16 protein-coding genes are annotated in these 15,117 nt (G+C 57.9%); 12 read left to right on the forward strand and 4 right to left on the reverse strand.

From position 1 onward, the window contains the following. The first annotated feature begins 8 nt into the window (after positions 1–8). The 3 genes from NQ559_RS02825 (at position 9) to NQ559_RS02835 (ending at position 3,187) form a co-directional block, all read left to right on the forward strand. Positions 9–1,955 (forward strand): fumarate reductase/succinate dehydrogenase flavoprotein subunit, encoded by a 1,947-nt coding sequence (locus tag NQ559_RS02825; RefSeq protein ID WP_018696600.1) that lies wholly within the window; start codon positions 9–11, stop codon positions 1,953–1,955. A 39-nt stretch (positions 1,956–1,994) separates the two neighbouring features. Next, the gene (locus tag NQ559_RS02830; protein ID WP_018696601.1) at positions 1,995–2,738 is read left to right on the forward strand and encodes a succinate dehydrogenase/fumarate reductase iron-sulfur subunit; all 744 of its coding nucleotides are present in this window, start codon (positions 1,995–1,997) and stop codon (positions 2,736–2,738) included. 227 nt (positions 2,739–2,965) lie between these two features. Then, entirely contained in the window at positions 2,966–3,187 is a 222-nt protein-coding gene (locus NQ559_RS02835; protein WP_018696602.1) for a lysophospholipid acyltransferase family protein, read from the forward strand. A 25-nt stretch (positions 3,188–3,212) separates the two neighbouring features. Here the strand turns inward: NQ559_RS02835 and NQ559_RS02840 are convergent, their stop codons facing one another. From NQ559_RS02840 to NQ559_RS02850, 3 genes are all read right to left on the reverse strand, one after another. Continuing rightward, positions 3,213–3,698 carry a DUF4252 domain-containing protein gene (locus NQ559_RS02840; RefSeq protein ID WP_026318510.1) on the reverse strand — a complete coding sequence of 162 codons (486 nt, stop codon included), beginning with the start codon at positions 3,696–3,698 and terminating at the stop codon, positions 3,213–3,215. Between the two features lie 26 nt (positions 3,699–3,724). After that, entirely contained in the window at positions 3,725–4,615 is an 891-nt protein-coding gene (locus NQ559_RS02845; RefSeq protein ID WP_026318511.1) for an outer membrane beta-barrel protein, read from the reverse strand. Positions 4,616–4,736: 121 nt separating this feature from the next. Continuing rightward, entirely contained in the window at positions 4,737–4,952 is a 216-nt protein-coding gene (locus tag NQ559_RS02850) for a hypothetical protein (RefSeq protein WP_018696605.1), read from the reverse strand. A 246-nt stretch (positions 4,953–5,198) separates the two neighbouring features. On the opposite strand from NQ559_RS02850, the gene NQ559_RS02855 reads away from it, so the two are divergent. The 8 genes from NQ559_RS02855 (at position 5,199) to NQ559_RS02890 (ending at position 12,010) form a co-directional block, all read left to right on the forward strand. Then, positions 5,199–5,717 carry a PspC domain-containing protein gene (locus NQ559_RS02855; RefSeq protein WP_018696607.1) on the forward strand — a complete coding sequence of 173 codons (519 nt, stop codon included), beginning with the start codon at positions 5,199–5,201 and terminating at the stop codon, positions 5,715–5,717. Positions 5,718–5,721: 4 nt separating this feature from the next. After that, complete coding sequence (locus NQ559_RS02860; RefSeq protein ID WP_018696608.1) at positions 5,722–5,931, forward strand: PspC domain-containing protein; 210 nt, start codon at positions 5,722–5,724, stop codon at positions 5,929–5,931. Between the two features lie 6 nt (positions 5,932–5,937). Next, positions 5,938–6,267, forward strand: coding sequence for a PadR family transcriptional regulator (locus NQ559_RS02865; protein WP_018696609.1), 330 nt, complete (start codon positions 5,938–5,940; stop codon positions 6,265–6,267). Between the two features lie 27 nt (positions 6,268–6,294). After that, the gene (locus NQ559_RS02870) at positions 6,295–7,098 is read left to right on the forward strand and encodes a head GIN domain-containing protein (RefSeq protein WP_018696610.1); all 804 of its coding nucleotides are present in this window, start codon (positions 6,295–6,297) and stop codon (positions 7,096–7,098) included. 18 nt (positions 7,099–7,116) lie between these two features. Next, a complete protein-coding gene (locus tag NQ559_RS02875; RefSeq protein ID WP_018696611.1) occupies positions 7,117–8,451 on the forward strand; it encodes a PspC domain-containing protein in 1,335 nt (444 codons plus the stop codon). Between the two features lie 131 nt (positions 8,452–8,582). Then, positions 8,583–9,563: a 6-phosphofructokinase gene (gene pfkA, locus NQ559_RS02880; protein WP_018696612.1), complete on the forward strand. Its 981-nt coding sequence runs from the start codon at positions 8,583–8,585 to the stop codon at positions 9,561–9,563. Between the two features lie 30 nt (positions 9,564–9,593). Then, a complete protein-coding gene (locus NQ559_RS02885) occupies positions 9,594–10,595 on the forward strand; it encodes an adenosine kinase (RefSeq protein WP_018696613.1) in 1,002 nt (333 codons plus the stop codon). 128 nt (positions 10,596–10,723) lie between these two features. Then, on the forward strand, positions 10,724–12,010 hold the full coding sequence (locus NQ559_RS02890) for an NUDIX hydrolase (RefSeq protein WP_018696614.1): 1,287 nt from the start codon (positions 10,724–10,726) through the stop codon (positions 12,008–12,010). An 8-nt stretch (positions 12,011–12,018) separates the two neighbouring features. On the opposite strand, the gene NQ559_RS02895 is transcribed toward NQ559_RS02890, so the two are convergent. Beyond that, a complete protein-coding gene (locus tag NQ559_RS02895) occupies positions 12,019–12,918 on the reverse strand; it encodes a glycosyltransferase family 2 protein (RefSeq protein ID WP_018696615.1) in 900 nt (299 codons plus the stop codon). 66 nt (positions 12,919–12,984) lie between these two features. Here NQ559_RS02895 and NQ559_RS02900 point away from each other — a divergent pair, with 66 nt between their 5' ends. Further along, entirely contained in the window at positions 12,985–15,066 is a 2,082-nt protein-coding gene (locus NQ559_RS02900) for a protein-disulfide reductase DsbD family protein (RefSeq protein WP_018696616.1), read from the forward strand. The last annotated feature ends 51 nt before the right edge of the window (positions 15,067–15,117 follow it).

Raw genomic sequence — 15,117 nt, forward strand, 5'->3', positions numbered from 1 at the left:
CAACAGATATGGCTTTAAAATTAGATGCTAAAATCCCTGCCGGCGCCCTCGAAGAAAAATGGAGCAACCACAAGGCAGCTATCAAGGTCGTAAGCCCCGCAAACAAGCGCAAGCTCGACATCATCATCGTCGGAACCGGTCTGGGCGGTGCTTCCGCCGCCGCTTCGCTCGGTGAACTCGGATATAACGTAAAGGTATTCTGCATCCAGGATTCGCCCCGCCGCGCGCACTCGATCGCCGCACAGGGCGGTATCAACGCTGCGAAGAACTACCAGAACGACAACGACTCGGTATACCGCCTGTTCTACGATACGATCAAGGGCGGCGACTACCGTGCACGCGAAGCCAACGTATACCGCCTGGCGGAGGTTTCCAACCTCATCATCGACCAGTGCGTGGCCCAGGGCGTACCTTTCGCACGCGAATACGGCGGCCTGCTGGCCAACCGCTCGTTCGGCGGCGCACAGGTATCGCGTACGTTCTATGCCCGCGGCCAGACGGGCCAGCAGCTCCTGCTGGGCGCTTATTCGGTACTCAACAAGGAGATCGCAGCCGGCACGGTGAAAAGCTATCCGCGCCATGAAATGCTCGACATCGTCATCGAGGACGGCGAGGCAAAGGGTATCATCGCCCGCAACCTCGTCACCGGTGAGATCGAGCGCCACGGTGCACACGCCGTGGTGATCGCCACGGGCGGATACGGCAACGTATTCTTCCTTTCGACCAACGCCATGGCATCGAACGGTTCGGCCGCATTCCAGTGCTACCGCAAGGGCGCCGGCTTCGCCAACCCCTGCTTCACGCAAATCCACCCGACCTGCATCCCCGTACACGGCGACCAGCAGTCGAAGCTGACGCTCATGTCGGAGTCGCTGCGTAACGACGGCCGTATCTGGGTTCCCAAGAAACTCGAAGACGTGAAGGCCATCCGCTCGGGTGCCAAGAAACCGTCGGACATCGCCGAAGAAGACCGCGACTACTACCTGGAGCGCCGTTACCCGGCCTTCGGTAACCTCGTGCCGCGCGACGTGGCTTCGCGTGCCGCCAAGGAGCGCTGCGACGCAGGCTTCGGCGTGAACGAAACGGGGCTGGCCGTATTCCTCGACTTCAAGACCGCCATCGAGCGTCTGGGCAAGGACATCATCAAGCAACGCTACGGCAACCTGTTCGACATGTACGAGGAGATCACCGACGTGAGCCCCTACGAGCAGCCGATGCAGATCTTCCCGGCCGTGCACTATACCATGGGCGGCATCTGGGTCGACTACAACCTGATGACCACCATCCCCGGCCTGTATGCCATCGGCGAGGCCAACTTCTCCGACCACGGTGCCAACCGCCTCGGCGCCTCGGCGCTGATGCAGGGTCTGGCCGACGGTTATTTCGTACTGCCCTACACCATCGGCGACTACCTCTCGCACAAGATCCAGGCTCCGAAGGTGAAGACCGACACCAAGGCCTTCGACCAGGCTGAGAAGGAAGTCAAGGAGAAGATCGCCAAACTGCTCTCGATAGGCGGCAAGCAATCGGTGGACGATATTCACAAGAAACTCGGCCACATCATGTGGGAGAACGTCGGCATGGCCCGCACCAAGGAGTCGCTCGAAAAGGCGATCACCGAGATCCAGGCACTGCGCAAGGAGTTCTGGAAGGACGTGAAGGTCGTAGGCAAGGAAAACGACTTCAACGTCGAGTTGGAAAAGGCGCTCCGCCTGGCCGATTTCCTGGAACTGGGCGAGCTGATGGCCCGCGACGCACTCAACCGCGAGGAGTCGTGCGGCGGTCACTTCCGCACGGAGCACCAGACCGAGGAAGGCGAGGCCAAGCGCGACGACGAGCACTTCGTATATGCCGCCGTATGGGAGTACAAGGGCGAGGACGCAGCCCCCGAGCTGACGAAAGAACCGCTGAACTTCGAGTTCGTACACCCCGCACAGCGCAACTACAAAGACTAACCGTTTGACGTTGTAACACTTTAATAACAAATTGAAATTATGAATTTTACATTAAAGATATGGCGTCAAAAGGACGCTAAAGCAAAGGGTGGTTTCGAAACTTACAAAGTCGAAAACATCTCGGCCGACACCTCGTTCCTCGAGATGCTCGACATCCTGAATAACAACCTGATCCACGAGGGCAAGGAGCCCGTGGCATTCGACCACGACTGCCGCGAAGGTATCTGCGGCATGTGCTCGCTGCACATCGACGGCCATGCCCACGGCCCGAGCCAGGCGGTCACGACCTGCCAGATCTACATGCGCAAGTTCAAGGACGGTGCGACCATCACCATCGAGCCCTGGCGCTCGGCGGCGTTCCCCGTCATCAAAGACCTCGTGGTGAACCGTTCGTCGTACGACCAGATTCTGCAGGCGGGAGGTTTCATTTCGGTACGCACCAACTCGGTGCCCGACGGCAACGCCATTCCGATTCCGAAGCCCGATGCCGACGAGTCGATGGATGCCGCAGCATGCGTAGGCTGCGGAGCCTGTGCCGCGACCTGCAAGAACGGTTCGGCCATGCTCTTCGTCGCTGCCCGCGTATCGTCGCTCGCCAAGCTGCCGCAGGGCCGCGTGGAGGGTGCACGCCGCGCCAAGGCGATGGTCGCCAAGATGGACGAACTGGGCTTCGGCAACTGTACCAACACGGGTGCCTGCCAGGCCGAGTGCCCCAAGTCGATCTCCATCGCGCACATCGCACGTCTGAACCGCGAATTCCTCTCGGCAAAATTCGAGGACTAAGCGATCATATGCACCCGGCTTTCCCCGCTATGCGGAAATGCCGGGCAGACAAAGGGGAGGGACTGCATTGTCCCTCCCCTTTTTATTGTATCGTTATGCAAACTCCGCTTCCGGTTCTCAATATGCGCCCCGGCCATCCCCGGCCGTCGTCTCGCTCCAATGCAGGGCGCGGGGAAACAGGCGGTATCATTTTTGCGGCGACGGATGAAAAACAAAACCGCAATGCCATGGAAAGAATTGTAGAATTTCCGACCGACCGCACCGTCATCTCCACCGAAAACAACGGGTTCGCAGGCGACGAACGCGACGAAACCCTGATCGACGAAAACCTCGTGGAAACCGAGATCCCGCTGGCGGACAGGATCCCGGGTGCCGTCCGGGAGACCGAAGAGGGCGACAGACCGATCTATGACGAAGAAGGGTACCGGAACGATCCGGGCGGGGAATAAAGCGGAGCCTGAGAACCGGCAGCCCTTATTGCGGGCGGATCGACGAAAGCCGCGCTATCTGCTTGAGGTCGAACACGCCATAGATGTTCACCACGACGGTTTCCTTCGCACCATAGGTAATCATCACCAGCTCGGACTTGACCGCCAAGGCAGTTTCCCGGATATAGAACTTCGTGGTCTGCCCGTCCTCCGTAGTGGAGGCTGCTTCCCGGAATTTCCGCTCGGAAGCGACTGCGGCTTCGGCATCGCGCACCAGCTGTTCGCCGTCCCCGCCCGCGAGGGCGACGATACGGATATACTGGATGTCCTCCAGCAATACGGCAAGCCCCTTATCCCCGTGCTCTGCGGCCTGGCGGCTCATCGTCTGCATCATCTTCGCCCCCAGCGACACGCTGCTAAACCCTTCGGCAGTCTCATAGCGTTTGAAAAAATCGTTCATAAAGCTGCTTTGTGCCGACACGAGGTTCGGCAGGAACAGACTGAGGGTCATTATCAGCAATATTCGTTTCATGACTATTCGGTTTTCTGGTTACACTCTTATAATAAACATACGATTCCAAACGAAACAGCATGGCAATCGGGGCCAGCACCGCTCTTAAACAGCGGCGTGATGCCGTAACGCGTATAAAAACCCAATCCATAGTAAGAAACCGAAACGCCGACGCCGAACTGGTACGTACGGAATCCGGACAGGCTGTGCTTCTCCTTAGGCTTCTTATAGATGGCATCCGCCCCCAACATGAAATCGGAATAGGCGACAGCCGAAATACGGAAGTGCCTTACAGGCTCGTATATCAGCCGCACGGGAATACCGAGCGACGAAGTGACGACCTTCGACTTGTCGGCAGGTTCATCCAGCACCACCGGCATAAGGCGCCTGCCAACATTGTCGAGCGTGATGCCCGAATCGGCAAAGCGGATGTTGTCGAGCGTATATTGCAGTCCGAGGCCGAGGCTGAGCGTACGGCTACGGTTCAGCAGCAAACGCATCTGCACGACCGAGAAGCTGAAATGGAACGACGATCCGAGTTTCTGGTCGAGGAACCCCTCTTCCTGAGGGGTATAACCGGCATAATCGACTCCGGTCAACTGCGTGAAACCCAATTCCATGTCGGTGATCGCCTTGAATTGGAACGGAGCTAATTTCGTTTCCATTTTCTGCATCGGGGTCTGCCCCAGCCTGAGCCCGAATCCGGCCACTTCAAGCATCATACTACCGTCACGACCGCCGCTGCGCAGGGTCAGCAGGCCGTTGTCGACCGCGTCGATACGCCGCAGCGTGTCGATGCCCAGCGAGTCGCGCGTAATTGTTTCGATAGCCACGCTCTCCCCGGACGAAGCGCGACGGCTATCAGTCCCGGATTTTTGCGCCGACACGGAGGAAACAGTCAGGAGCAGGACTCCTAAAATAGCATAGAGTTTGTTCATAATTAGATAAAAAGGGTTAAAGTTACTGCAAAATACGCTTCTGAAATGGGACAAAGCTACTCTTTTTCATCCTTTTCATCGCAATCGCCCTCACAAAAAAATATATAAGATTGTCAATTCATTATATAAATTTGTCTATACGCCCCCCGCAGACTGCACGGCCGCCCGGGAAAACCATGCCAATCCGGCCACATCCCCCCCCCCTCGTCCACAACCGCTCCAGCAGGTCGTGCGTCACCTCCTCGGCCTCGTCGGCGCAAAGCAGCAGGCTTTGTGCATAGCGGAACATACGGTTGCGGAGCGGCACAACGTAACCGATGAATTCGAATTCCTTCATTGTATTTGTAAGACGAAGCAGGCGGGCAAAACGCAACACCGGATCGGCAATGATCGTAATTTTTCCCGCAAAGGCGGCCTTTCCGGCACCGTTCCGGAGTTCTTATTATATAGGTATGGAAAAAAATGCATATTTTTTGAAAAAAATTTAGTACTTTGTATTGCATAATACTAAAATACGTATTATATTTGCAATACCAAAGTAGTAGTAAACCGGAAATATTAACCCTAAAATACCTCTACGACTATGAAAGAGACAGTAAACGTAAATATCGGCTCGCAGGCTTTCACCCTCGACGAAGATGCTTACCGTGTACTCAGGAGTTATCTTGACGACATACGCAGCCGCCTGCCCGAATACGACACCGAAACCATGGGCGACATCGAGGTACGCATCGCCGAGATATTCCGCGAGATCGTCTCCTCTCCCATGCGCGTCATCACCCTCGACACGGTGCGCGCGGCGATGCACCAAATGGGGGCACCCTCGGACTTCGGCGAGCGCCGCGGCAACGCCGCCCCGCAGGAGGAAGAGGAGGCCGAGCCGGAAACCCGCAAGCTCTACCGCTCGCGCACCGACCGCTCGATCGCCGGTATCTGCGGAGGGCTGGCAGACTTTTTTCACATCGACGCGACGGTCATGCGGCTCATCATGCTGTTCCTGATAATCTTCGGCGGGCTTTCGATCTGGGCCTACATCATCCTCTGGATCATCATCCCCGAAGAACCCGCCCGAAAATTCAATATTAACCGTAAAAACCGATAAAACCATGGCAACGGACAAAACAAAAAAACTGTACCGGGTACGCGACGGCATCATCGCAGGCGTCTGCGGCGGACTGGCTGATTTCTTCGGGCTCGACCCGTCGCTCATACGTATCGCAACTCTAATCCTCATACTCTTCGGCGGGCTTTCGCTCTGGGTATATATCATCCTCTGGCTGATCGTACCGAAGGCTCCGAAGCGATTAACCGAATAAAGCATTATGGCTGAAGACAACGTAAAAGCGCAGATGCGCAAGGGAATCCTGGAGTATTGCATCCTCGCCATCCTTTCCCGCGAAGATTCGTATGCTCCGAAGATCATCGCCGAACTCAAAGAGGCCGAGATGATCGTGGTCGAGGGTACGCTGTACCCGATCCTCACGCGGCAGAAAAATTCGGGGCTCCTGACCTACCGGTGGGAAGAATCCCCGCAGGGGCCGCCCCGCAAATACTACACGCTGACCGACAAGGGGCGTGATTATCTCAAAACGCTCGACGAGGCATGGGACGAACTCGTAGGGCAGATACAGGTCATTCGCCACGGAAAATAAAAAATCAACCCTTAAATAATTACAACCATGAAAAGAATACTTTTGATCGCAGTCCTGCTGGGCACCATGATCACCGCAACCACATATTTCGTCTGCATCGCAGCCCCGTCGGTACTCTTCGGCAAGGGCATCAAAGGCAGCGGCAACATCGTCACGCGCACCATCGACGCCCCGGATTTCGACCGTGTGGATGCGGCACGCGCCGTGAAGGTCGTCATCACCGGCAAGGCGACCGATAAAATCACGATCCAAGCCGACGACAATATTATGGAATACGTAGTGGTGGAGGCCAAGGGCGGACGCCTGACGGCGACCATCGACAAGTCGGTCAACAACGTATCGAACGCCGACGTGACCGTGACCGTCCCGGCCAACGGGCGCATCCGCGCACTCGACGCATCGAGCGCCGCACGGATCACGAGCGACGTCACGCTGACGGCCGACAAATTCTCGATCGACGCATCGAGTGCCGCCAGGATCGACGCGGCCGTGAAATCGACCACCTGCGCAGTGGCCGCATCGAGTGCCTCGGACATCGACGCCGCCATCGAAACCGGCACCTGCACGGTAGAGGCATCGAGCGCATCGAAGATCACCCTGAAGGGCTCCGCCGCCGAATGCAGCATCGACATGAGCTCGGCCTCGAAACTCTCGGCCGCCGAATTCACGGTCACCGATTGCAGCGTCGACACGTCGAGCGCCGCCAAGGCTACGGTCAACTGCACGGGCACACTCCGCGCCGCCGCTTCGAGCGGCAGTTCGATCCGTTACACGGGCGACTGCAAGACCAGCATCAGCAAATCGAGCGGAGGCAGCGTAAGCAGGAAATAATTCCCCAACGGCACAACTATGAAAGAGGTTAAAAAATGCAGCATATCGGGCGTAGCGTTCACCATGGACGCCGATGCCTACCAGGAGCTGGAGAAATATCTCGACAGCCTGAAAAAGACCTACAAGGATACGCCCGACGGGGCCGAGATCGTCGCTGACATCGAAGCCCGCATCGCCGAACTGATCCTCACCACGCAGGACAACACCCGCGTGGTCGAGAAACCCCTGATCCTGAATATCATCCACCAGATGGGCTCGGTCGAGGACATCTCCGAGGAGAGTTCGGACAAAAAAGCCCCCGAAGAGCCGCGCATCCCGCGCCGCCTGTACCGCGACACGGAGAATGCCAAGCTGGGCGGCGTATGCGCCGGCATCGGCAAGTACTTCGACGTCGATCCCGTATGGATCCGGCTGGGCATGTTCCTGCCGATCCTGCTGAGCTTCTTGCACTGGATTCCGTTCATGGACTGGACGGGGTCGATGATGGGCAACCTGTTCGGTATCTTCGTCATCTGCTACGTCATCATGTGGTTCGCCGTACCGGCGGCACGCACGGCACGCCAGAAACTCGAAATGAACGGCGAAAAAATCACCGCCCAGTCGATCCGCGAGACCACCGAAGCCACCGCAGGCTGCGATCCCGACGTCAGGGCCAAGCCGATCGTGGCGGAGGCCGTCTCGGTCTTCGGCAAGGTGGTGCTGATCCTGCTCAAGCTTTTCGCCGGGCTGCTCGTATTCGGGCTTATCATGGGAGCCTGCGCCCTGATTATCGGGCTGTTCGCCCTGGTCGTGGGCGGCGGAGGCATCCTCTCGCCTTTCTTCCCGCTGGGCATGACGCTGTGGGTACCTATTCTCGGCATATTTATTGTACTGATTCCCGTCATACTGCTCATTTATGTACTGATGTGCCTCATCGCTTCGCGCAAGCCCGGAGGCACGACCGTGCTGATCATCTTCCTGCTGTGGCTCGCGAGCTTCATCGCATGCGCCTGCATCGCCATCCGCGAGGATGTGGGCGACCGGTTCCGCGCCAAGCGAAACGTGATCGAACAGGTGCTCAACACCGAAGTGGTGATCGACAACGACACGACGACGGTACAAAAGCTGCTCAAGGAGTACGAAAGCCAGAACGTCATCGAAGACGGCCAGAAGACACTGCACATCAGTATCCCGAACAAATCGATCGACATTACGATCGACAAAGACAAGGCCGGGCTGGAAGTGAAGGCTGACGGCAATCGGGTGAAGGTGGGGAAAAGCCGCAAGGCTTCCTCAGAAAAGGCCGGCCAGAGCACGCAGGCAGCCGCAGAGGCGGACGCAGACACTGCTGCGCAGGGACAGCAGACCGAATAAGGCCACAGGCGTTAGGTAAAATAAAAAGTTTTTTCGGAACGCAGGGCGCACCCACGGGTAGCGCCCTCGTTTTTTTGAAAAATTTAAAATAATTACTACCTTTGAGGGATTTTGTGTTTAAACGAAAAACTATGGCTGGCAGCAAATGCATCGGCATTCTCACATCGGGAGGCGACGCCCCCGGCATGAATGCGGCAATACGTGCGGTAACCCGCAGCGCAATCTATAACGGCTTTACGGTAAAGGGAATCATGCGCGGATACAAAGGTCTCGTATACAACGAGATCGTAGAGTTCAAATCCCAGAGCGTAAGCAATATCATCCAACTGGGCGGCACGATTCTCAAAACGGCGCGCAGCCAGGAATTCACCACGGCCGAAGGACGTAAGGCGGCTTACGACAACATGGTCGCAGCCGGCATCAACGCGCTGGTGGTCATCGGCGGCGACGGCTCGCTGACAGGCGCAGGGATTTTCGCGCAGGAGTACAACGTGCCCATCGTAGGGCTTCCCGGGACGATCGACAACGACCTCGGGGGTACGGACTCGACGATCGGCTACGACACGGCGCTGAACACGATCGTGGAGGCGGTCGACAAACTGCGCGATACGGCATCGAGCCACGAGCGCCTCTTCTTCGTCGAGGTGATGGGACATACGGCGGGTTACCTGGCACTGAACAGCGCCATCGCCACGGGTTCCGAAGCGGCTATCATCCCCGAAATGGACACCGAGGTCGACCAGCTGGCCGAACTCATCAACCACGGCTTCCGCAAGAGCAAGAACTCGGCGATCGTCATCGTGGCCGAAAACCCCAAGACGGGCGGCGCCACGGCATTGGCCGAACGTGTCAAGAAGGAGTTCCCGCAGTACGACGCCCGCGTCACGATCCTGGGGCATATCCAGCGCGGCGGGTCGCCGACGGCCGTAGACCGTATCCTCGCCTCGCGGATGGGCGAAGCCGCCATCGAGGCGTTCCTCGACGAACAGCGCAACGTGATGATCGGCATTCAGAACGGCAAGATCGTCTACGTCCCCTTCGCCAAGGCGACCATGCACAACAAGGGCATCGACCGCAATTCGCTCGACCTGGTAAAGATACTCTCCATATAATTTCACAACAGACAACCCCGAACTTACCGAATGAAACGTGTTATCGGCATCGGCAATGCCCTGACGGACATGCTGGTCAACCTGGAATCAGACTCCGTGCTGGGTCGCTTCAAACTCGCCAAAGGCTCGATGAGCCTCGTGGATACCAAACTGCAGACCGAAATCTCGAAATCCGTGGCAGGACTGCCCTACTCGCTCTCGCTCGGCGGTTCGGCCGGCAACACCATCCGCGCCATGGCCAAACTGGGCTGCCAGGTCGGGTTCATCGGCAAGGTCGGACAGGATACGACGGGCGACTTCTTCGTACAGGCACTCGAAAACCTGGGCGTGGAGCCCGTAATCTTCCGTGGTTCGAAACGTTCGGGCAAGTGCGTATCGCTCATCTCGCCCGACGGCGAGCGGACGATGGTCACCTACCTCGGCGCGGCGCTCGAACTGACCGCCGCGGAGATCGACCCGGCGATCTTCGACGGGTACGACTGCCTCTATATCGAAGGTTACATCGTCCAAGACCACGACCTGATCCGCATGGCTGCCCGCACGGCCAAGGAGTGCGGGCTGAAGGTCGCCATCGACCTGGCCAGCTTCAACATCGTGGCCGAAAACCTCGAATTCCTGCGTAACCTTGTCAGGGACTATGTCGACATCGTTTTCGCCAACGAGGACGAAGCCAAGACTTTCGCCTGCGAGGCGGAGCCGCTGAACGCCCTGCAATGCATCTCGGAAATGTGCGAACTGGCCGTGGTGAAAATCGGCATCAAGGGCGCCATGATCAAGCACGGCGACGAGGTGGTGCATGTCGGCATCCTGGCTGCGGCAAAACGCGTCGACACGACGGGCGCCGGGGATTTCTACGCCGCGGGGTTCCTCGCAGGGCTTTGCGAGAACCTCTCGCTGCGCCAGTGCGGCACGATCGGCGCCATCACGGCGGGCAAAGTCATCGAAGTCGTCGGGACTACCTTCGGCGAAGAGGCATGGGAGGACATCTCGCGCCTGGTGAACAAGGTCAGGAACGAGAAATACCTGTTCTGATCCGTAAAACCGGAATGAAGAAAGCGGCCTTACGGGCCGCTTTCTTCATTCCAAAGGCAGGAACCGAACCTGCAACACCCATAAAATCGGAATTTATTGTTATTTTTACGACACAAAACACCGGCGGCATGGACAAAATATGGACTTCGGCCAAAGTCAAAATCAGGAACCGGCTGGACTTTATCCGTTACGGCCAGCGAATCGGCTACATCAATATCGTCGCGATCGTCATAGACCTCGCCATTCTGCTCTATTCGGCCATCGACTACCAAACGCTGATGCAAACCGGCAACCTGTTCCTTTTCCTGTTCCTGGTCTTTACGACCCTTATCTGGCAGACGGTCTGTTTCGTAAAGGATTTCTACGCCTACACGCATAAGACGGCGTACTACAACCTCCAAGACATCTACCGGCACAAGACTCCGGAGGCAGCCGACGAGTTGGACGAGATTTATACCGCCGCCCCGATCGCCTTTCCGGGCACCGTATTGCTGCACGGCGACAACATAGACCGCTTATTGCAGGGAGACCGTCCCATCCATGCGATACTATGCACCGACAAGGAAAAGCGGGTGTTGAAATACATAAAGAATTACCGGGACATCCTGCTGCCGTTCCTCAATGGCAAATGGCACGAAATGAAAAACAGGAATGGCAGTTTTTACAACGAGCGCAAACTGTGCATGGCATCCGAATTCGGGGAAAGCGGCGGCCAATGGTACGTCCGGGTATGCAAAGGCTGTTACTACAACTCCTACCTGACGAACGTAATCTATGCGAAAAAACTCTCCCACCAAAGCGGTTGGGGCATGACCCCTCCCGCAAACATTGCCAACTACCCGGTACGCCGGCTCGAAAAATCGGTCATGAGCGACCACATCGGCATTTCGACACTGGCCGTCACAACCGACGGATATGTCATTATCCTCCACCAGAACGACAAGGCCCTCACTTCGACAGACCGCCTGACACCTTCGGGATCGGGATCGGTCGACTTCAGCGATTTGCGTCCGGACTCCGATTTCAGGGAGACGTTGAAAGCCGCAGCCGAGAGGGAGCTGCGCGAAGAAACCAACCTCCCGGCAGGCCAGATCGGACACACGGAGGTCATCGGCTTTTACCGCGACCTGGGGCGCGGCGGGAAACCCGAATTCTGCTGCCTGACCCGGCTAAATGCCAGCTCGTTCGAAATAGCCGAGCTGGAACCCAGCTGCGAGGAACAGCGGGACGATTTCGAAACCTACCAGATACTGGGGGAAACGGGAGAATTGGACGGAAAAGATTTCGGGCGGTTTTCGGACATGGCGCTCAACCTCTCGCCCGGATGCGAAGAAGAGCACCCCTCATTGGCGCTCTACATGTGCTACATCATGCTTTGCCGCTATTTCGGCAAGGAAATCCCCGTACGCAATTAAAGCACAGCTCAATGGCCGGCACGGGAGAAAAGCCCCCGGCTGATCTCGTAACGCATACGAATCAGCCACAATGATTTACGGGGGGACATCGTCAGCGAAAGCAACAGCGTAGCCGCCCATTTCATACATTCCAGCACAACGGCTTTCGGATAACGGCGGTAGATGCCCGCCCGCAGGCGCTGGCTCACGCCGACGTTGTAGCAAAGGCGGCGGAAATAGTCCTCGGTGAGTTTCCCGGGCGGGATAATATGCCACATGACGGCATTGGGGACATACCAGCATGTCTCGCCGCCGCGCATCATGCGTTCGAAGAAATCGTTTTCCTCGCCACCGATCAGCATCCGTCCCACACGCCCCAGCGAGGGGTCGAACCCGCCGTATCGGGCGGTTGCGGAGCGGCGGAAAGCCATGTTGCCTCCCCCGGGAACACGTCCGGCAGGAAAAGGCCGTACGGCATGGCCGAAATCCATCGGGTTGGCGACAGGCAGTTCGGTATATTTCGACATCCACGCCGGACGTCCCGAGACATACTCGGCAATGATGCGCCCCCCGGCCACGACGGCATCGGGATGTGCATCGAAGAATTCGACATACGCCCGGATAAACCCCGCATTGATACGTTCGTCGTCGTCGATGAAGGCCATGTAGGGCGCCGAAGTTTCCGCGATCCCCCGGTTGCGGGCATAGGAAACCCCCGGGCCGGTCTCGGTCACCATGCGCAGGTTGAGCGCCGGATACCGTGCCGCGAAGGCCGCGAACCGGGCGGGCGTATCGTCCGTCGAATTGTTGTTCACCACCACGCACTCCCACTCCCCGGCGGGCATGTCCTGCCGCACGACGGATTCGAGCGCCGCGAGAAACTGCCCGGCACGATTATGCGTCGGGATTATGAGCGAGAGGCGGATCATCGTGCGAATGTAGCAATTTATCCGTAAAAAACCGTTATATTTGCACAAATTATAAGCGATACGACTATGCACAATCTGTTTCGTACCCTTTTGCTGCCCATAGCGGCCCTGTTTGCCGTGACGGCGGTCTCGGCGCAAAACGTAAGCTGGAAAAGCACCGTGGAGCACCTCGACGGCGACATGTACCGGATCGTACTCGAAGCCTCGATCCCCGCGCCTTACCATATGTATGACATGGGGCCCTATGAAGGCGGGCCCAATGCCACGACGATCACCTTCACCGCGGGTGCCGGGGCTACGCTTGAGGGCGGCGTAGAGCAACTCTCCACTCCCGAGCGCCACTACGACAAGACCTTCGAGATGGAGATCGGCACCTTTGCCGGCAAGGCGCTCTTCGCCCAGCGGGTGAAGCTCGCGGCCGAAAAGGCCGCCGTCACGGCCCAGCTGGAGTGGATGATCTGCGACGACACGAGCTGCATGCCGCCCGAGGATACGGAAATGACGATCGACCTGACGGCACAGGCCGGCGCAGCGACGGCATCGGCCGCCACGCCGCAGGATACGGCCCCAGCCGGGACTGCGGACAAGGCCGCCGTTGCGGAAGCCCCGGACAATGCCGGCGGAGGCTCGGCACAGGCCGCAGCGGAACCTGCGCAGAAAGACGCCGCAGGCGGAGGCTCGCTGTGGGCGTTGATCATCGAGGCGATCCTGTGGGGTTTCGCAGCCTTGCTGACCCCCTGCGTATTCCCCATGGTGCCGATGACCGTATCGTTCTTCATGAAAAGCTCCGGCAGCCCCGCGATGGGACGTTTCCGCGCCGGCATGTACGGGTTCTTCATCGTCGCGCTCTACACGCTGCCGATAGCCGCGATCATCGTCATCACACGCATCGTCGGGGGCGATGCCGTGACGGCCGACATCTTCAACTGGCTGGCGACGCACTGGCTGCCCAATATTCTTTTCTTCCTCGTATTCATGGTATTCGCCGCATCGTTCTTCGGGGCGTTCGAAATTACCATGCCCTCCTGGATGGTCAACAAAACCGACAGCAAAGCCGACTCGAAAGGTCTGGCCGGCATCTTCTTCATGGCCCTGACCCTCGTGCTGGTATCCTTCTCCTGCACGGGCCCGATCGTAGGTTCGGTGCTTATCAAATCGACGTCGGGCGAATTCTGGAGCCCGATCGTCACCATGCTGGCGTTTTCCGTCGCCTTCGCGCTTCCCTTCACCGTCTTCGCCTTCTTCCCGTCGATGCTCAAGAAGCTGCCCAAAAGCGGCGGATGGCTCAACTCGGTGAAGGTCGTACTGGGATTCATCGAGGTGGCGCTCGGCATGAAGTTCCTCTCGGTCGCCGACCAGACCTACCACTGGGGGCTGCTCGACCGCGAGATATACCTCGCCGTATGGATCGTGACCTTCTCGCTCCTGGGGCTCTATCTGCTGGGAAAAATCAAATTTGCGCATGACAGCGATACGCCCTATCTGGGCGTAGGCCGCCTGGCACTGGCCATCGTCATCTTCTCGTTCGTCGTATACCTGATCCCCGGCATGTGGGGCGCCCCGCTCAAAGGCCTCTCGGGCTACCTGCCGCCGCTGCATACGCAGGATTTCGTGATCGGGAAGGAAGCGCAGGCCCCTTCGGGCACAGAAGCACGCATGCTGCTGACCGTCGAGGGACAGAAACCCAAGCACAGCGATTTCCTGCACCTGCCCCACGGCCTCGAAGGATTCTTCGACCTGAAAGAAGCCGAGGCCTATGCCGCTAAGGTCGGCAAACCGCTCTTCATCGACTTCACGGGTCACGGATGCGTCAACTGCCGCGAAATGGAAGCCCGCGTATGGGCAGACCCGCAGGTGCTCGACATCCTGCGCAACGACTACGTGATCGTGGCGCTCTACTCCGACGACAAGAAAGTGCTTCCCGAAAGCGACTGGGTAACGACCGACGCGGGAAAGGTGCTTAAAAGCCTCGGCAAGATAAACTCGTATTACGCCCTGAAAACCTACGGGGTAAATGCCCAGCCTTACTACGTGCTCCAGGGACGGAACGGGAAACAACTCGTGCCGCCCCGCGGATACGACCTCAACATCGACAATTTCGTGGGATTCCTCAAGAGCGGCGTCGAAGCCTACAACGCCCAAAAATAAGGGCTGCGACGACAAAAAACAAGCACTGCGACAGCAAAAAAGCCTGCGACT

Source organism: Alistipes onderdonkii, from assembly GCF_025145285.1.
Lineage (GTDB): Bacteria > Bacteroidota > Bacteroidia > Bacteroidales > Rikenellaceae > Alistipes > Alistipes onderdonkii.